The organism is Nostocoides jenkinsii Ben 74 (genome assembly GCF_001046875.1).
GTDB lineage: Bacteria > Actinomycetota > Actinomycetes > Actinomycetales > Dermatophilaceae > Nostocoides_A > Nostocoides_A jenkinsii.
Map to the genome: position 1 here is coordinate 2,850,695 of NZ_HF571038.1, position 17,578 is coordinate 2,868,272.

The 17,578-nt window shown below is 70.4% G+C and carries 17 protein-coding genes and 1 pseudogene; 4 read left to right on the forward strand and 14 right to left on the reverse strand.

Features of this window, described 5'->3' with window-relative positions:
• Nucleotides 1-125 precede the first annotated feature (125 nt).
• Entirely contained in the window at nt 126-2,216 is a 2,091-nt protein-coding gene (locus tag BN13_RS13590) for a hypothetical protein (RefSeq protein WP_048547707.1), read from the reverse strand.
• A 36-nt stretch (nt 2,217-2,252) separates the two neighbouring features.
• Here BN13_RS13590 and BN13_RS19670 point away from each other — a divergent pair, with 36 nt between their 5' ends.
• Nucleotides 2,253-3,056 (forward strand): TIGR03089 family protein, encoded by an 804-nt coding sequence (locus BN13_RS19670; RefSeq protein WP_053079795.1) that lies wholly within the window; start codon nt 2,253-2,255, stop codon nt 3,054-3,056.
• On the opposite strand, the gene BN13_RS13600 is transcribed toward BN13_RS19670, so the two are convergent.
• Nucleotides 3,040-4,182 (reverse strand): peptidoglycan-binding domain-containing protein, encoded by a 1,143-nt coding sequence (locus BN13_RS13600; RefSeq protein ID WP_048547710.1) that lies wholly within the window; start codon nt 4,180-4,182, stop codon nt 3,040-3,042. The two genes, BN13_RS19670 and BN13_RS13600, sit on opposite strands and share 17 nt — an antisense overlap.
• Nucleotides 4,183-4,377: 195 nt before the next feature.
• Nucleotides 4,378-5,400, reverse strand: a complete 1,023-nt coding sequence (locus tag BN13_RS13605; protein WP_084733765.1) for a glycosyltransferase family 2 protein — start codon at nt 5,398-5,400, stop codon at nt 4,378-4,380.
• A gap of 80 nt (nt 5,401-5,480) precedes the next feature.
• Between BN13_RS13605 and BN13_RS13610 the strand changes: the two genes are divergently transcribed.
• The gene (locus BN13_RS13610; protein ID WP_235434050.1) at nt 5,481-6,878 is read left to right on the forward strand and encodes an LCP family protein; all 1,398 of its coding nucleotides are present in this window, start codon (nt 5,481-5,483) and stop codon (nt 6,876-6,878) included.
• Between the two features lie 38 nt (nt 6,879-6,916).
• Here the strand turns inward: BN13_RS13610 and BN13_RS13615 are convergent, their stop codons facing one another.
• Together BN13_RS13615 and BN13_RS13620 are read right to left on the reverse strand one after the other, a co-directional pair.
• Nucleotides 6,917-8,077, reverse strand: coding sequence for an acyl-CoA dehydrogenase family protein (locus BN13_RS13615; RefSeq protein WP_048549195.1), 1,161 nt, complete (start codon nt 8,075-8,077; stop codon nt 6,917-6,919).
• Between the two features lie 83 nt (nt 8,078-8,160).
• Complete coding sequence (locus BN13_RS13620) at nt 8,161-9,228, reverse strand: TIGR03560 family F420-dependent LLM class oxidoreductase (protein ID WP_048547713.1); 1,068 nt, start codon at nt 9,226-9,228, stop codon at nt 8,161-8,163.
• 46 nt (nt 9,229-9,274) lie between these two features.
• Here BN13_RS13620 and BN13_RS13625 point away from each other — a divergent pair, with 46 nt between their 5' ends.
• The gene (locus tag BN13_RS13625; RefSeq protein ID WP_268806963.1) at nt 9,275-10,459 is read left to right on the forward strand and encodes a nucleotide sugar dehydrogenase; all 1,185 of its coding nucleotides are present in this window, start codon (nt 9,275-9,277) and stop codon (nt 10,457-10,459) included.
• A 39-nt stretch (nt 10,460-10,498) separates the two neighbouring features.
• Here BN13_RS13625 and BN13_RS13630 read toward each other — a convergent pair whose 3' ends face one another.
• The 5 genes from BN13_RS13630 to BN13_RS13650 all read right to left on the reverse strand — a co-directional run bounded on the left by BN13_RS13630 (nt 10,499) and on the right by BN13_RS13650 (nt 13,812).
• A complete protein-coding gene (locus tag BN13_RS13630; protein WP_084733768.1) occupies nt 10,499-11,008 on the reverse strand; it encodes a VOC family protein in 510 nt (169 codons plus the stop codon).
• 163 nt (nt 11,009-11,171) lie between these two features.
• Complete coding sequence (locus BN13_RS13635) at nt 11,172-11,561, reverse strand: helix-turn-helix transcriptional regulator (protein ID WP_048547714.1); 390 nt, start codon at nt 11,559-11,561, stop codon at nt 11,172-11,174.
• Between the two features lie 30 nt (nt 11,562-11,591).
• Nucleotides 11,592-12,035 carry a CoA-binding protein gene (locus tag BN13_RS13640; RefSeq protein ID WP_048549199.1) on the reverse strand — a complete coding sequence of 148 codons (444 nt, stop codon included), beginning with the start codon at nt 12,033-12,035 and terminating at the stop codon, nt 11,592-11,594.
• A gap of 93 nt (nt 12,036-12,128) precedes the next feature.
• Nucleotides 12,129-12,629, reverse strand: a complete 501-nt coding sequence (gene purE / locus BN13_RS13645; RefSeq protein ID WP_048547716.1) for a 5-(carboxyamino)imidazole ribonucleotide mutase — start codon at nt 12,627-12,629, stop codon at nt 12,129-12,131.
• Nucleotides 12,630-12,669: 40 nt separating this feature from the next.
• Nucleotides 12,670-13,812, reverse strand: coding sequence for a 5-(carboxyamino)imidazole ribonucleotide synthase (locus tag BN13_RS13650; RefSeq protein WP_048547717.1), 1,143 nt, complete (start codon nt 13,810-13,812; stop codon nt 12,670-12,672).
• Nucleotides 13,813-13,977: 165 nt separating this feature from the next.
• Between BN13_RS13650 and BN13_RS13655 the strand changes: the two genes are divergently transcribed.
• Complete coding sequence (locus BN13_RS13655; RefSeq protein WP_235434051.1) at nt 13,978-14,496, forward strand: GtrA family protein; 519 nt, start codon at nt 13,978-13,980, stop codon at nt 14,494-14,496.
• On the opposite strand, the gene BN13_RS13660 is transcribed toward BN13_RS13655, so the two are convergent.
• From BN13_RS13660 to BN13_RS19675, 4 genes and pseudogenes are all read right to left on the reverse strand, one after another.
• A complete protein-coding gene (locus tag BN13_RS13660) occupies nt 14,397-15,440 on the reverse strand; it encodes a sensor histidine kinase (RefSeq protein ID WP_053079796.1) in 1,044 nt (347 codons plus the stop codon). The genes BN13_RS13655 and BN13_RS13660 overlap by 100 nt on opposite strands.
• A 7-nt stretch (nt 15,441-15,447) precedes the next feature.
• Nucleotides 15,448-16,119, reverse strand: coding sequence for a response regulator transcription factor (locus tag BN13_RS13665; RefSeq protein WP_048547722.1), 672 nt, complete (start codon nt 16,117-16,119; stop codon nt 15,448-15,450).
• 90 nt (nt 16,120-16,209) lie between these two features.
• Nucleotides 16,210-17,271 carry an adenylate/guanylate cyclase domain-containing protein gene (locus tag BN13_RS13670; protein ID WP_048547724.1) on the reverse strand — a complete coding sequence of 354 codons (1,062 nt, stop codon included), beginning with the start codon at nt 17,269-17,271 and terminating at the stop codon, nt 16,210-16,212.
• A gap of 18 nt (nt 17,272-17,289) precedes the next feature.
• A pseudogene (locus BN13_RS19675) lies at nt 17,290-17,578 on the reverse strand (biotin--[acetyl-CoA-carboxylase] ligase); the annotation flags it as partial.

Genomic DNA, 17,578 nt, shown 5'->3' on the forward strand with positions numbered 1-17,578 from the left:
GGGTGGGCTGGGCAGGCTATTGCGTCCGCGGAGGTTGGGCGGCGGCGGGGCTGGACTTGGGCGCTGCGGGGCTGGACTTGGGCGCTGCGGGGCTGGACTTGGGCGCTGCGGGGCGGGGGCCGCCGCTACGAGGCGACGCCGAGCCAGACCCGGATCGGCAACGGGACCAGCCCCTCCGGCCTCCGTTCCAGCAGCCGGTCGTCTTCCTGCACAACGGCATCCACCACCGGGGTGCGCGCGTCCCCGCCGGTGGCGGACTCGGCCCCTGCGCGGCCAGCCAGGGCCACATCCGAGTCCGCGGCCAGCAGAATCAACCGAGAACCCGCCGGGAGCCCGTCGCGGATCTGGGCGATTGCCGCCGCCAGCGCATCTGAGTCCGCCCGCAGTGCCCCGCTCGTCGAGAGCGCCGGGTGCCCGCACTGGCCACGGATCACCTGCGGCCACTCGTTGGCCGCCCGGGAATCGACGGCCAGGACGACATCGCCGGGGGCGAGCGCGCGGCATACGGCATCGACGGCGGCAAGGGAGCCGCCCTCGACGCGCTCGGTCGCATGAGGCTGGGTCGCCAACGCGGCCGGGATGACGGCTGAGGCGGCCAACAGCACGGCGATCCCCTGCAGTCCCGGCCCCGCCTGCCAGGTACGGACACCCGCGTGACCGTGCAACCCCCACACCCAACCCGCCGCCACGATGCAGAGCACGGCCACCAGGGGGAGGGCGATCAGCAGGCGGCGTTCGGCCCACGGGTGATCCGGGGTGATGCCCGGTCGCCACAGCGTGAGGAGGGTGGAGCCGGTCGCGATCACGAGCGGCGCCGCCCACTCGGGCAGCCCGCCGCCGGTCGTCCACCGCGCGGCCAGCACATGCGCGAGCCCAGCCAGGGTCACCAGCGCGACGACCAGGGCGACCGGCCCGATCCACCAGTCGAGCCAGATGACGGTGTACTCGGCATACGTCCGGCCGCCGTCGACGGTCAGGCCTTGGCGTTGCTGCAAACCCGCGACGACGCGGGCGCCCGGGTCGGCGGCGGATTGCCGCACGGTCATCACCAGCGGTCGGCAGGCCAGGGCGACCCCGCCCACGATGGTCGCGGTCGCAAGCACGTCGGGCAGCCGGTCCGCGATCGCTGGACGGAGCCGCTGACCGCGCCCGGCCAAGAAGACAAGGACCGCGCCCGCCAGCGACAAGAGCACGCCGAGGGCCACGAGCGGGATCAGGCTGGCCGCGATATCCCCCAGATAGCGGTAGCTCAGCAGCAGCGCCGTCAGCATGCCGAGACCCGCGCCGAGGGCGGCCCCGAGCAGCGCGGGCCACGGCCAGCGCGCGCCAGTCACCAGCGCAACCGCGGCGATCGGCACCAGCAGGATGGTCTCGCGCAAGCCGTCGATCCGCACCAGGACGGTCCCGCCGACCAGGAGCCCGGCCAGGAACGCCATGGTGCGGGCACCGCGATCGTGCCGGCCGGCGCGGGCCGCGAGGACGAGGGCGAGGAAGCCGGCGCCGAGGGTGAGGGTGGCGAGCGGCTCGGAATACGTCGAGCGGGCCGTATGCACGAGGGGGAAGCTCGCGCCGACCGCGACTACCGCGGCGCTCCCCCACCACGGCCCCACGGTCATGGCGACGATCAGACCGATCGCCAGCAGGCCGAGCGCCGTCATCAGCGGGGCTTGCCACCAGATCGTGGTCGGGCCGCCCAACCAGTCTCCCAGCGAATAGATCGCAGCCGGACCGATCACGAACTGCGGCTGGATCGCCGGCGCCGCGGCGCTGCCGATCTCATAGAACGCCGGGCTCGCCAAGGTGATCCCCGGGATGTCGAGGATGCCCGGCCCCCCGATGCTGGCCGCCGAGATCCCGACGATGCGGCGTCCGGTGCGGGCCAGGGACAGCGCCGCTTGGAGGTTGGATCCGGCGTCGCGCCGCGGGAGCACCTGCGCGCTAGCGGTTGCCGCCATCCACAGGCCGAAACCGCTGCACAGCGCGAGCAACGACGCGACCGGCCAGGTCGGAAGGGGCGCGTAGGGCAGGCGGCACGACACAACCAGACACCCAACGGCGCCGAGCAGGATCAGCGGGAAGACGAGCGCGGGGCGCCACCCGCCTACGGCCCCGAGCGCGGCGCCGAGCCCGGCAACCACGAGCACCATCAGGGCGGACAGGAGAACGATCTTCTGGGCGAGATCGCCCAGTGTTGTCCTCGACTTGATCCGCGCCACACCGGGACGCTACACGCGCGGGCTACCCTGCCCGGCATGCGTCCCGATCACGTGCTCGACGCCCTGCTGCGCGCCGACGCGACCCGCCCCCGCATCACCTGCTACGACGACCGGACCGGGGAGCGCATCGAACTCTCCGCCAAAGTGCTGGCCAACTGGGTGGCCAAGGCCGCGAACCTGCTCACCGAGGAGTTCGACGCCGAACCGGGGACGCGGGTCGCGCTCGCGTTGCCACCGCACTGGCGCACGCTCTACTGGGCCCTAGCCGTATGGCGCACCGGCGCCACCGTCGTCCTCTCCCCTCCCGGGGCGGTCACCGGGGCGGATGTGGTGGTCACGACGGCGGATTCCCTCGCCGCCGAGTCGGGCACCGCCGAGTCGGGCGCGGCCCCGGGGCACGCGGGCGCCGCCGAGTCGGGCGCGGCCTCGTGGCCTGCGGGGCCCGCCGTGCCCGCGGGGCCCGCGAAAGCAGGGGCCTCGGGCGCACCGATCGTAGCCGTCACCCTGGCGGCCCTCGCCCGGTCCGCGGGCACCTCGCTGCCGTCCGGAGCCATCGACGAGGCCCGCGAGTTGGCCACCTACGCGGACGTCTTCGACGCCGTCACCGAGGCGGACGACGCGGACGTGGCGCTGGACGCGGGGGGCGAGGCCGCGGCATACGACCAGGTGGTGGTGGCGGCGGCCACGCCGGAACGGGTCCACACGGACACGGCCGACACTCGGTTGTTCCTGGAACTCGCCCTCGCGACGTTCGCGGCGGGCGGGTCGGTCGTGCTGACCATCGGCGGCGAGGCGAGTGAGTCGCGCCTCGCCGCCGAGGGGGTCACCCGGCGCTGCTGACGGCGGCGTAGTCCGACTTCGCCTGCGCGATGACCTTGGCGAGTTCTCGGCCGGCCTCTTCCTCGCGCATCCGGGAACGCAGTTCCTCATCGAGGGCCGCCCAGGTCAGCGGGCCGACGACGCCGTTGACGGTGATGCCGTACTTCGCCTCGACTTTCTTGACCGCGCGGAAGGTGGTCAGGCCGAACACGCCGTCCTGCGGCAGGCGCAGTGCCCACTGCGCGGCCTTGACCGCGTCGCCGGTCGAACCGCGCTTGAGGATGACGGTCTTGCGGTACTTGATCAGCGGGTACTGCAGCTGCTCCATCTTGTTCCAGACGGGCCGGGCAACGAAGCCGTTGACCTTCAGGCCGTATTTGGTCTGGAAGGCCTTGACCGCCGCCTGCGTCTGCGGGCCGAACTGGCCATCGACCGCGACCCCGGGCAGATTCGCCTGCGCGACCCGCACGGCGTCGCCGGTCGAGCCGAGCTTGAGCAGCAGGTCCTTGAGCTTGGTGAACTCCGTGTCGACCGTGACCTGGGCGCCCGTCTGGCAGGTGGTCGGATTGATCGAGGTCGCGGCGCGGCCGGTCCACCACGACGTGCGCTTGCAGGCGCCGTCCCAGGCAAAGCTGAAGTGAATGTGATCGGTGTGCGGAACCGAGCCGGTGTAGGTCGTCCAGGTGTTGATGTCCCGGTAGGACTTCCAGGTCTTCTTGTTCCAAATGATGTACATGATGCCCAGGCGGCGGGCCCAGGCGCCGTAGTTGCCATTGGCGTCCCTGGCGGTCAGCCAGGTGGTGACGGCGTCGGCGATCGCCTTGTCCTCGGCGTTGTTGACGTTGAGCATCCAGTCGAGGGCGCGGCCGTCGTAGTGCTCGCTCACATCGGAGGCGCAGGGCCGGATGGTGCCATAGGTCGGCCGCTTGTAGTTCGTTGCGACGATGCTCGCCCAAGCAGCGACACCGGGCTTGGTGTTCTGGCTGCACAGGGTCTGGCCCTGGTAGTTCATGGGCACGTCGACCGCCGACGGCACGGCCACGGTGGGCTTGGGCGGCGGAGGGACGGCGGCGTCCGCCGGCATGGCGAGCGCGAGGGTCAGTGAGGCGCCGACGGCGGCCGTCAGCGTGGTGCGAATCAGGGTCACGGGGAGATACCTTCCGGGCCGGCCGGGCGCCGCAGCGCCGACGGGGGTGGGCAGCCATTGCGCCATGACCAGGGCCGATCTGGCAACCCCTACGCGGACGGCCGGGCGTGTCCCGGAGCGGATCGCCGCGCGCCGCGCGCAGGATCATGGCGCCGTCGCGCGCCCCCGCTCGGGGCCCAGCCAACCCCACTCGGACTAGAGCGACCCGCCGTCGCGGGGCTCGGCCATACGTCCCTCGGCGAGGTGTCGTGGCGAGGTGAGGTAGCCGATCCCCCAGGACCAGTGCATGATCGCCAGGGCGAGCGGGGTCGCGGCCTTGACCGCCGCCGGCTCCCCCTTAGCGGCGAGGGCACCGCCCGCGGTCACGGCGAGTCCGTATGCCGCGGGCACCAGCCACGCGGGCCGCCAACCGAGTCCCAGCGCGGCGGCGGCGAGGGTGCCGACAACCATGGTCGGGGGCGCGAGATAACGCAGGTTGATCGAGCCCTCGTGGTGGCGTGCGATGACGTGGCGCCAGCGGCCGTAATGGAAGTACTGCCGGGCCAGGGATTCGGGCGTGCTGCGCGGCCGGTAGGTCACCACGAGGTCCGGGGTGAACCAGATCTTGCCGCCGGCGGCCCGGATGCGGTGATTCATCTCCCAGTCCTGGGCCCGCTGATAGTGCTCGTCGAAGCCGCCGACCTTGGTGAGCATGCTGCGCCGGAAGACGCCGAGATAGACGGTCGGGGCTTCGCCGGCCTTGCCGCCGACGTGGAAGGCCGCATTGCCGACGCCGATCTTGCTGCGCATCGCGGTGGCGACGGCCCGCTCGAAGGTGGTGCGCCCCTGGGCGTCCATGATGCCGCCGACATTGTCGGCATAGGTCGCCTGGAGGGTCGCGACGGCGGTGGTGAGGTAGTCGGCCGGGATCTCGGCGTGCCCGTCGACGCGCGCCACGATGGCGCCCGTGGAAGCGGCGATGGCGGCGTTGAGCCCCGCCGGTGTCTTGCCGGTCGGGTTGGCGACGAGCCGGATGCGGGAGTCTGCTGCGGCCAGCCGAGTGGCGACCTCGTCGGTGCGATCGCGCGACGGCCCCAGCGCGAGGACGATCTCCACCTCGCCGGGGTAGTCCTGCGCCGTGATCATCGCCACCGCGTCGGCGAGATGCTGCTCCTCGTTGAGGACCGGCACGATCACCGAGACGGGGGGCCACTGCGTGGCGCTGTCGGGTCCGGGCACGCCCCCGATTATCGGGTATGCCGCGCCCGCGCCACCGAATGTCCCGAAGGCCCACGGGTTCGGCGTTTACGCTTTCGAGCATGACCGACCGCATCCCTGGCCGGCCCGACCCCTCGGATGAGGTGCGGGCCATCCCCCAGGGACGGCGGACGGGAGCGGCTCCACCGCGGCATCGAGGCACTGCGCAGACGCCGCCCCGCGCGCCGGTCGGCGGCACCCGCGCCATCGAGCAGCGCACTCGCCGGCACTGGCTGGACGATGACCCCCAGCCCGACGACTCCCGGGGCCAGCAGACAAACACAAGCCCGGTCAGCGCCCCCCTCCTGCCCTCCCAGGCGAGGACGGAGGCGTTGCCGAGCACGCGGCATACGACGGATTGGTCGTCCGAGGACGACTCCAGACCCACCCCCGGGTCGGATGGCGAGCCCGCCCCCCACCCGGCCACCCCACCTCCCGGGGCACCCACCCCCCCGCGGCCGTCCGGACCACTCACGTCGCCCAGACCACCCCGGGGACCGCGGCACCGCGTGCGCACTGCCCTGCTGGTGACGCTGGCCCTGCTGCTGTCGTGGGGAGGCGCGACCGCGTGGGCGGTGAATTCGGCCTGGTCGCAGGTGGGGCGCGTCGCGACCACACCCGCCTCGGGCCACATCGGCGACACGAGCGGGCGCAATACGTTGATGGTCGGCTCGGATCAGCGGTCCGGGCTGACGAAGGAACAGAAGAAGAAGCTCGGGACCGGCTCCGCGGAGGGAGCACGGACGGACACGATCATGGTCTTGCACACCGGGGATGGCGACCCGACGCTGCTGTCGATCCCGCGCGACTCATACGTGGAGGTCCCCGGTCACGGGATGAACAAGATCAACGCTGCCTTCGCCCTCGGGGGTGCGGCTCTGCTGTCGGAGACGATCGAGAAGGCGACCGGGCTTCGGATTGACGGCTATGTCGAGATCGGTTTCGGCGGGTTCGCTGACGTGGTCGATGCCGTCGGGGGCGTGCGCATGTGCCTGGCGCAACCGATGAAGGACGCCATGGCGCACGTCGACTTGCCGGCCGGGTGCCAGACGCTCGACGGGAAGAACGCCCTGGGCTACGTGCGGATGCGTTATTCCGATCCCGAAGGCGACCTTGGTCGGGTCAAGCGGCAACGCCAGTTCCTGGGCGCGTTGATGGGCAAAGTCGCGACGCCCTCGACGGTGCTACTCCCCTGGCGCTTGCACTCCGTGGGGTCGTCCGCGGCCACGGCGATTGCGGTCGGCGAGGACGACTCGATGCGCGGGACCGCCGAGGCGATGCTCGGGTTGCGGGCGGTGTCGAGCGGTACGGGTCACTCGGTCACCGTGCCGATCTCCAACCCCGGGCTGGAGACTCCGGCGGGCACCGCGGTGGAGTGGGACGCGGCACGCTCGGCGGCGCTGTTCGACGCGCTGCGCACCGGCAATTCGCTGCCGGCCGATGTGCTTCCGGCGTCCTGAACCGCCCCAACTCAGCACAGGCTAGTCAGACCTGGGCCTCAGCGCAGCACCTGCCGGGCCATCACGAGGCGCTGGATCTGGTTGGTGCCCTCGTAGATCTGGGTGATCTTGGCGTCGCGCATCATCCGCTCGGCCGGGAAGTCGCGCACATAGCCCGAGCCGCCAAGCAGCTGCACCGCATCGGTCGTCACCTGCATCGCCACATCGCTCGCGAAGCATTTCGCCGCGGCGCCGAAGAACGTCAGATCCCCCTCGGCGCGCTCGGACTTCGCGGCGGCCACATAAACCAACTGGCGGGCCGCCTCCAGCTGCATCGCCATGTCGGCGAGCATGAACTGCACCCCCTGGAACTCCGCGATCGCTTTCCCGAACTGCTTGCGTTCCTTCACGTATGCCGCAGCCAGGTCGAGCGCCCCCTGCGCGATCCCGACGGCTTGGGCGCCGATCGTCACCCGCGTGTGGTCCAGGGTCCGCAGCGCGATCTTCAAGCCCTCACCGCGCCCGCCCACCATCCGGTCCTCCGGGATGACGCAGTTCTCGAAGATCAGCTCACGCGTCGGCGATCCCTTGATCCCGAGCTTGTGCTCCGGCTCCCCAAAGGTGAAGCCCGCGTCGGACTTCTCGACCACAAAGGCCGTGACGTTGCCGCCGCGGGGGCCGTCCGGGTCGGTGACCGCCATGACCGTATACCACTGCGACACACCGGCATTGGTGATCCACGCCTTCTGCCCATTGAGCGTGAACGTGCCGTCGCCGTTGTCCGTCGCGCGACATTTCATCGACGCGGTGTCCGAGCCCGCCTCCCGCTCGGACAGCCCATACGAGAACGTCCCCTCCCCAGCGGCGAGCGGCGTCAGATAGCGCGCCTTGACCTCCTCGCTCGCGGCGAGCATGAGCGGCATACTCCCGAGTTTGTTGACAGCCGGGATCAGCGAGGCCGAGGCGCAGCCCCGGGCCACTTCCTCGATGACGATGCACGTCGCCAACGCATCGGCGCCGACACCGCCATACTCCTCCGGCACGTGCGGCGCGAAGAAGTCGCCCGCGACGAGGGCGTCGTGCGCCTCCTGCGGATAGCGCGCCTCGGCGTCCACGGCAGCGGCGTATGGCGTGATCCGCGCCGCCGTGATCTCGCGCACCGCCTCGCGGATCGCCTCGTGGTCCTCGGACAGTCGATAGGTGTCAAAATCGGGATTCACGCTGCCCACCCTAGAGCCGACCCCGCCGGCCCAATCACTCCCCGCCCTAGATCACTGCCTGCCCCGGCCACCCCGGTCCAGGGTCAGTGCAGTCCGGGCAGGTGCCAGCGCCGGTGGTGCTCCTCCGGCTGCGCGTCCAGCAGCGCGGGCATGACCTCCCGCTCGAACAACTCGATGCCGGACACGTCATAGGCCGCCTCGGCGAAATAGGTGATCGCGTACGCCAACCCCTGCGCCTTCAGCCCCGACAGCCGCTCCACGATCTGCTCCGGCGTCCCAACCGCCGGCTGCGTCGCCGCGCTCTTGACGATTCCCTCGACCCGGTCGGCGTCCAGCCCGGCGCCGCGGAGGTGATCGCCATACCAGGCCAGCCGGTCGGCGACCTCCTTCTCGTTCTCCCCGATCACGACATTGAAGTTCGCGCTCCGGGCGATCGACGAGAAATCACGGCCGATGTCGCGGCAGTGCTCAGCGAGCAACTCGCTCTTGCGCGCGAACACCTCCGGCGTCCCGTCGAAGTTGGTGTAGTCGGCATACTCCGCCGCGATCCGCAGCGTCTTGCGCTCACCCCCGCCGGCGATCCACATCGGGATGCCGTTCGACGCCGACCCGGCAACCGACGTCCCCTGGAGGGGCCGCGGCCATACCTGCGCGTCCTTGACCTGGTAATACTCGCCGTCCAGCGTCGCCGACCCGCTCATCCACGCCTGCCGGAAGATCTCGACGCCCTCGCGGAGCCGGCCCAGCCGCTCCCCCGCGGACGGGAACCCATAGCCATAGGCCCGCCACTCCGCCTCATACCAGCCGGCGCCGACGCCCATCTCCAGCCGACCCTCGCTGACGATGTCGACGGTCGCGGCGACCTTGGCCAGATAGGCGGGGTCGCGGTAGCTCATGCACGAGCACATCTGACCCAGCCGCACCCGACCGGTCACGCCGGCGAAAGCCGCCATCAGCGACCACGCCTCGTGCGTCGCTTCCTGGGTCGGCCCCGGGAAGGTGTGGAAGTGGTCGTAGACCCAGATCGATTCCCACTCCGGGTTCGCGTCCGCGCGCCGCGCCAGCCCCGCCATCACCCCCCAGTGCAGGGAGGGGTCGATGCCGACCAGGTCGAGACGCCAGCCTTGAGGGACGAAGATGCCGAAGCGCATAGGACGAACCTACTTCCCGCACCCCCCACACGTAGACTCGGCGCTCGTGTCCACCTCGCCTCGCGCCACGGTCGCCGTCGTCGGCACCTCCTATGTCGGCCTCTCCCTCGCGATGCTGCTCGCCCGGCACAACACCGTGCGCGCCCACGACATCGACGAGCGCAAGATCGCGATGCTCACCGAGGGCCGCAGCCCGATCTCCGATCCCGATATCGAGCGTTTCCTGGCCGAGGAATCCCTCGACATCACCTATACGACCTCCCCCGACGAGGCGTATGCCGGGGCCGAGTTCGTCATCATCGCGACCCCCACGAACTATGACGAGGTCACGAACTATTTCGACACCCGCTCCGTCGAGTCGGTCATCCGAGATGTATGCCGCGTCAACCCCGACGCGGTCATGGTCATCAAGTCGACGATCCCGGTGGGATTCACCGAGTCCGTGCGCAAGCGCCTCGGCACCGACAATGTGATCTTTTCCCCGGAGTTCCTCCGGGAAGGCCGAGCGCTCTACGACAACCTCCACCCGAGCCGGATCGTAGTCGGGGAAATCAGCCCCCGCGGCGAGCGGTTCGCGACGCTGCTGAAGGAGGCCAGCGAGGAGAACGACACGCCCGTACTGCTGACCGGCAGCACCGAGGCGGAGGCGATCAAGCTGTTCGCCAACACCTATTTGGCCATGCGGGTGGCCTATTTCAACGAGTTGGACACCTTCGCCTCGACGCACGGTCTCGACACTCGTCAGATCATCGACGGGGTCGGCCTGGACCCGCGGATCGGCACGCACTACAACAACCCGAGCTTCGGCTACGGGGGCTACTGCCTCCCCAAGGACACCAAGCAGCTGTTGGCCAACTATCGGGACGTCCCGCAAACCTTGATCAGTGCGATCGTGGAGGCCAACACGACGCGCAAGGACTTCGTGGCCGCCGACATCGTGGCTCGCGGGCCGCGCGTGGTCGGCATACATCGCCTGATCATGAAGGCAGGCTCGGACAACTTCCGCTCCTCCTCGGTCCAGGGGATCATGAAACGCGTCAAGGCCAAGGGGATCGAGGTCGTGGTCTACGAGCCGGAGTTCCCGGACGAGTCGTTCTATGGCTCACGGGTGATCCGGGACCTCGCGGAGTTCAAGAATGTCGCCGACCTCATCGTCGCCAACCGTCTCGTGCCCGAACTCGCCGATGTCGCGCACAAGGTCTACACGCGCGACCTCTTCGGCAGCGACTGACCCGTCCCAGCCGGGCGGCCAGCCGGGACGGCACATGGCTCAGTTCTGCCAGTCGGCGCTCGGGACGCGGTCGGCGGGGAGGGCTTGGTTGAAGCGCACCATGTTGCCGACCGGGTCGCGGAAGGCGCAGTCCCGCACGCCATAGAACTGGTCCTGCGGCTCCTGCAGCACCTCCGCGCCCGACGCACGCACGTGCTCAAAGACCGCATCGACATCGTCGACTCGGAAGATCAGCGCCGACAGCAGACCCTTGGCCAGCAGGTCATGCAGGGCCTCGGCGTCGGAGCCGCTCATCGGCATCGCTCCCCCACCGGTGTAGTTGTGCAGGACGATCTCCAACTCCGGCTGCGTGGGCGGGGTCAGCGTGACCCAGCGGAAGTCGCCATTGGTGACGTCCGTACGGGTCGCGCAGCCGAGCACGTCGCGATAGAACGCGACGGAGGCATCGGTGTCATTGGTGAACACGAAGACATTGACGATGGCCAGGGATGCAGTGGGCGTGGCTGTGGACGGGGTGGATGTGGATGACGTGGGTGCTGTGGTGTTCATGCCTGAGACCGTATGCCGCGCCCCTCGCCGCGCGCTTCTCCGATCCTGATCGATCCCCCTCCCCCGGGCGACAACCCGCCGCCCGGCCCTCTCGGACGCAAAAACCCGCCGCCGGACGCAATAGCTATTGCGTCCGCGGCGGGTTATTGCGTCCGGGAGGCTTTCAGCGGCGCGGGCGGGTGACCTGCTTGGCGATACAGCCGGGGACGCCGCGAAGCTCCTCGTGCGGCCGGGCGCGGTAGGCGCTCGGGGACTCCCCGACCAGCTCGGTGAAGCGCCTGGAGAATGACCCCAGCGAAGTGCAACCCACGGTCATACAGACGTCGGTCACCGACATCGTGGTGTTGCGCAGCAACGACATCGCCCGCTCGATCCGGCGAGTCATCAACCACGAGTATGGCGTTTCGCCGAACGCCTCCTTAAACGAACGCTGGAAGTGCCCCACCGACATCAAGGCGTCGCGGGCCAGCGCGGGCACATCGAGCGGCTCGGCGTAGTCCCGGTCGATGCGGTCACGCGCCCGCACGAGGCGCGCGAGGTCGGCGCGATCCATCGCGGCAATCCCTCTACCGGGCAGAGGCGCTCAGGTGCCGCGCGGGCGCAACCGCGGGTACTCGATCTTCGGGCACGTGTCCATCACCACGCCCATCCCGGCCTTGCGGGCCCGCGCCGCCGCGGCCACGTCGACCACGCCCCGCTGCATCCAGATGGCGTCGATGTCGAGGCGCTCCTTGTTGGCGATCGCCTCGTCAACAACGGCGCCGACATTCTCGGAGTTGACGAAGCACTGCACGACCTTGACGTCGGTGCCGTCAGGGATGTCGCTGATGCTGGCGTAGCCCTTCGCCCCGTGGACCGTCTCGGCCTTGGGGTGCACCGGCATGATCGCCTTGCCCTGCTCGACCTTCAGATAGCGCGCGATCTGCCACGCGTCGCGCTCCTTGTTGTTGCTGAGCCCGACGACGACCCACAGACCCGGATCGACGAGAAGGTCACGGACGAGGTCGGGATCGTTCTGGTGCGCCATTGCCATGCGCTCCAGCATGGCACTCCCGCGCGCGAAAGTGCCATTCGTGGCTTGACAGTCGTCCGGTGTCGCCGGGCTCGCAGACAAGACCCGTCACCGCTCGCGCAGAGCCGCTCCCTTGGCGTATGCCGCGTCCCGCAGCTCCGTCTGAAAGCTCGCCATGGCGGCGCGCACCCGGGCGGCCTCGGCGTCGGCTCCCGAGCCGAGAATCCGGGCGGCGAGCAAGCCCGCGTTGCGGGCACCGCCGATCGACACGGTCGCCACCGGCACCCCGGCGGGCATCTGGACGATCGAGAGCAGCGAGTCCATGCCGTCGAGGTACTTCAGCGGCACCGGCACCCCGATCACCGGCAGCACCGTCACGGCGGCGAGCATCCCGGGGAGGTGGGCTGCCCCGCCGGCGCCGGCGATGATGACGCGCAGACCTCGGGCGGCGGCGGCGCGGCCATACGCGATCATTTCTTCGGGCATCCGGTGCGCCGAGACGACATCCGTCTCGCACATAATCCCGAACTCCTGCAACGCGATTGCTGCTTGCTCCAGGACGGGCCAGTCGCTGTCGCTACCCATGACGATGCCGACGACGGGGTTCATCGCACGTTGCTCATTCGACCGGGGCTCATTCGACCGGGACTCATTCGGTGATCACTCCTGCGAGATAGTCGGCGGCATGCCGGGCCCGCGCCCGGGCGTCGGCGAGGTCGCGGGCCACGACATTCACGTGGCCGATCTTGCGTCCAGGGCGCACGTCCTTGCCATAGAGGTGGACCTTGACGCCGGGGTCGCGGGCGAGGATGTGCCGGTAGGCGGGATACAACTCGGGATAGTCGCCGCCCAACACATTGGCCATCACGGTGACCCGGCCGTGGGGGTGCGGCGCCCCGAGTGGGAGGTCGAGCACCGCGCGCAGGTGCTGCTCGAACTGGCCGGTGACGGCACCGTCCATACTCCAATGCCCGCTGTTGTGGGGACGCATCGCCAACTCGTTGATGACGAAGCCGTCCGCGGTCTCGAAGATCTCCACCGCGAGCACGCCGGTGACGCCGAGCTCGCCGGCGATCCGCAGGCCGGCCGCCGTCGCCGCCGCGGCGAGGCCGGGATCGAGCCGCGGCGCCGGGGCGATGACCTCGGTGCAGATTCCGTCTTGCTGGACCGTCTCGACGACGGGCCACGCTGCGGCCTGCCCGGACGGAGATCGCGCGAGCAGCACCGCGAGTTCCCGGGTGAAGGCGACCTTCTCCTCCAGCAAAACCGGTCCGCGGGCGAGCCAATCGGCCACCTCCGCGGCCCCCGAGATGACCGAGACGCCCTTGCCGTCGTAGCCGCCGACGGGCACCTTCGCAATCACCGGCCAGCCCACCTCGGCCCCAAACGACTCGACGTCCTCGGCGCTCGTCGCCGCGCGCCACCGCGGACACGGCAGGCCCAGGTCAGTCAGCCGCTCCCGCATGGCCACCTTGTCCTGGGCGAATCGCAACGCCGCCGGGCTCGGGTGCAGCGCGATCCCGGCGTCCGCGAGCGCGGTGAGCACTGGGCCTGGCACGTGCTCGTGATCGAAGGTGACGACATCGCAGTCGCGGGCAAACGCCAGCACCGTTTCCACGTCCGTGTAGTCCCCCACCGGAGCCGACCGCACGACCTGGGCGGCGGCGGCGTCGGGGGCCTCGGCGAGGACGGCCAAGGTGATGCCGAGTTCGGCGGCCGGGCCCGCGCACATACGGGCAAGTTGTCCGCCACCGATCATGCCCACCACGGGGAACCCGCCGGGAGCGCGCATGGGCCGGGGCGAAGGCGGTCGGTCCACGCGGTGAGGATACCCGCCCGGCCCGACTCGGGAACCCGGCCCGTTGCCGGCTGGACGCGGTCGGCAGCGGACCGTGAGCACGGGGCAGCGCGCGGACCAATGCAGGTCCCGTCCGGGTTCGGCATTTAAGGTATGGCGGTGTCCGCCGCCGTCGCTCGCCTTCGCGCCCACCTCCAAGGCGCTATCTCGGTGTTGTGGCGCGAGATCCTGAAGTTCGGGATCGTCGGGGCCGTCGCCTTCGTCGTCGACGTCGGGCTGATGAACGTCCTGCGGCACACCGTCATGGAGGACAAGCCGACGACGGCCAAAATCGTGTCGGCCAGCGTGGCCACCGTCGTGGCGTGGATCGGCAACCGGCAGTGGACCTTCCGGCACCGCCGCAACCGGCGCGCGCATCACGAGTTCAGCTTGTTCGCCATCACCAATGGCGTGGCGCTGGCCATCGGGGCCGGGGCAATCGCGTTCTCGCACTACGCGCTCGGGCTGACCTCGCTGCTGGCCGACAATGTCGCCAATATCGTCGGCATCGGCCTGGGGACCCTGTTCCGGTTCTGGGCCTACCGGACGCTGGTGTTCGCCCGGGAGTTGTCCCCGGACTCGGACAAGAACAACGCAAAGACCGCCGGCTCCGCCCGAACGAGTTCCAACCTGCCGTAGCTCTGCTCCGCCAGGTCGCGCGCCAACGCCAGCCCGAGCCCGCTGCCGGTGGAGGAGACGCGCCGCTCGAAGACCCGAGGCGCGAGGTCGGCGGGGATGCCGTCACCTTGATCGGTGACTTCAACGACCACCGAGGGCCCGCTGCGCCGCGCCTCCACAGAGAGCGTCCCGCGGCCATGGGCGAGGGAGTTCTCGATCAACGTCGAGAGGATCTGGCTCAACGCCGCCCGGCCGACCTCGACCTGGAGCCCGCGCTGGCCGTGGACCCGCATCGAGCGTCGGGCCCGGGCGAAGGCCGGTTGCCACTCGCTCTGCAGGCTGGCGATGACCGAGTCGAGCGAGACCGACTCGCGCGGTTTGGGGCCGGAGCGTGGCTGCCCGAGCAGGTCGTCGACCACGCCGCTCAGCCGGTCGACCTGCGCAATGGCGATCTGCGCCTCGTCGCGCACCACCGCCGGATCGTCGGTGGTCGCGATCTCCTCCAGGCGCAGAAGCAGTGCCGCGAGCGGGGTCCGCAGCTGGTGGCTGGCGTTGGAGGCGAACTGTCGCTCGGCCACCAGCGCCCGAGCCATCTCGTTGGAGCTCGTCGCGAGCACCCGGGAGATGCCATCCACCTCGGGGATGCCGGTGGCCAGGGGCGCGCTGCGGCCGGTGCTCTCCCCCAGCCGCTCAGCCAACTGCGCCAACTCACTCAACGGCTGACCCAACCGGTCCGCCTGCCGGCGCGCCACGACGGTGGCGAGCCAAAGGGAGAAGGCGCCCAGAACGGCATACGCAATGACGATCCCGACGGCCAACTCGGGGCCGGTGACCCGGTTGAAGACGAACCGCTGGCCTGGTTTGCGGATCGCGAACACCAGCAGTGCGAGCAGCGTCGGCAGCATCATCGCCAGGAGCGAGACCCCGGCGACGCGCATCATCGAGCGCATCAGGACCGGACGCACGCCCGCCTCATTCCGGGTCGAGGTCGAGCCGGAAGCCGACGCCGCGAACGGTCGCGATATGCCGGGCGCCGGCCTCGTCGCCGAGCTTTCGGCGCAGGACCGAGATGTGCATGTCGAGGGTCTTGGTGGAGCCGTACCACTGCGCGTCCCACACCTCGCGCATCAATTGCTCGCGCGGCACGACCTTCCCGCGCTCGCGATAGAGGAGTTCGAGGACGGCATACTCCTTGCCGGTCAGGCGGAGTTCCTCCCCGTGGAAGTAGGCCCGCCTCGACTCGGTGTCGACGACCAGAACCTCGGCGCCCTCGTCGGGCTCGGTGAGGCCCCGGCGCAGCAGAGCGCGGGTCCGGGCGAGGAGTTCGGCGAGCCGGAACGGCTTGGTGACGTAGTCGTCGGCGCCAGCGTCCAGGGCCACAACGGTGTCCACCTCGTCCGCGCGCGCGGTGAGAATCAGGACCGGTATGGCCGCGCCGCTCGCCCGGAGCCGGCGGCATACCTCCAGCCCGTCCATCGTGGGCAGGCCCAGATCGAGGATGAGCAGGTCGGCGCCCTCGAGGGCGAGGCGCAGGGCTTGCTCACCGTCCGGGGCCACTTCCACGTCATACCCCTCCCGGCGCAGGGCGCGCGCGAGCGGGTCGGAGATCGCCGAATCGTCTTCGGCGAGCAGGACCCGAGGCATGCCCCCGATGGTATGCGGTGTGCTTGTGAACGAGCTTGCCTCAGCGTCCGGCCACGACGAGCGGCTCAGCGTCCGGCCAGGGTGAGCGGCTCAGCGTCCGGCGAGGGCGGTCGGTAGGCGGGCGCCGCGCGACCGGGTGACATCGCTGGGAGTCACCATCCCAATGCCGCGCAGGTGCCGTCGGCGCAGCGGGTGCAGGTCGAAGCCGGAGAGGGAGGCGAGCCGGGCGGCGAGGGATTCGTCGACGAGAACGCGGCCGGACGGGGCGACCGCGGTCAGCCGCGACGCGCGGTTGACGGTGGTGCCGAAGACATCACCCATCCGGGAGAGGACCTGACCGAAAGCCACGCCGACGCGCACCTGCGGCAGCATCGGCTCCTCGGCCATGGCGTCGACAAGGTCAAGCGCGATCGCGGTCCCGGCCAAGGGCTCGACGGCAACGAAGAGCACCTCATCGCCGACCGTCTTGATCACCCGGCCGTCGTGGGCGGTGACGATGTCGGAGGCCAACTGCTCGAAGCGCTGCACCATCGCCGCCAGCTGCCGCTCGGACGCCCGACGGACCACGGCGGTGAAGTTGACCAGATCCGCGAACCCGACGGCCCGCACCGTGCCAGTGCCGGGATCGTCGGGTGCGGCGTCGCTGGCGATGCGGGTCAGGGCCCCGACGAGATGCCGCCGCCAGGCATAACTCATCAGTGGCTCCAACTCGTCGGCGAGCTGCCCGAAGCTCGCCAGAAGCGCGGCCGCCGCCTCCGGGCCGCTCGCCGCGATGTCGGCCGCCTCACCGTTCTGGTCCTGCAGCGTCTCGGCCACCAGTTGCGCCTGCCAGACCGCGAGGCGATCGGTCGAGCGCGCGATCGCCCGCGTCATCGCCAAGGCCAGGTCGAGGTCGAAGACACCCCGGCTGACCAGGGAGTTCATCTGGTCCAAGGCGTCCAGATCGGCGTTGGTCAGCTCAAGTTCGCCCCACGCCTGGGGCTCTGGGAAGCCCAACGCGCGCCAGAACCGGCGGGCGGCGGGGATGTCGTCCGCGGCGGCGAGGCGCTCGCGGGAGATGGAGTCTCCGAGCAGCCGACGGCGCAGCTCCGCGACGACGCGCTCGTCCGGTCCGGGCGCGTGCGCCGACTCGTGCGCGACCTCCTGCGCCACCGGCCCTCCACCTCGCCGTCACGTCAGCGGGCGAATGTGCTCCACATCACCCGCGGCAACGGTAGCGCGTCCCGCCGGTCCGCTCACCAGCAGTCTGCCCGCATCGTCGACCCCGTCTGCGTGGGCGAGGCGGGCGCTCCCGCCCTGGTGGATGCGGATGTCGCGGCCGATGGTGGTGCAGGCCGCCCGATAGTCCGCCCGCAGGACGGCCGCCGCCGCTCCCCCCGCGCACAGTTGCGTATGCCGCGCGGCCAGGTTCGCGAGATACCTCCCGATCAGCTCCTCCCGGCTCGGCGGCTCCCCGCCG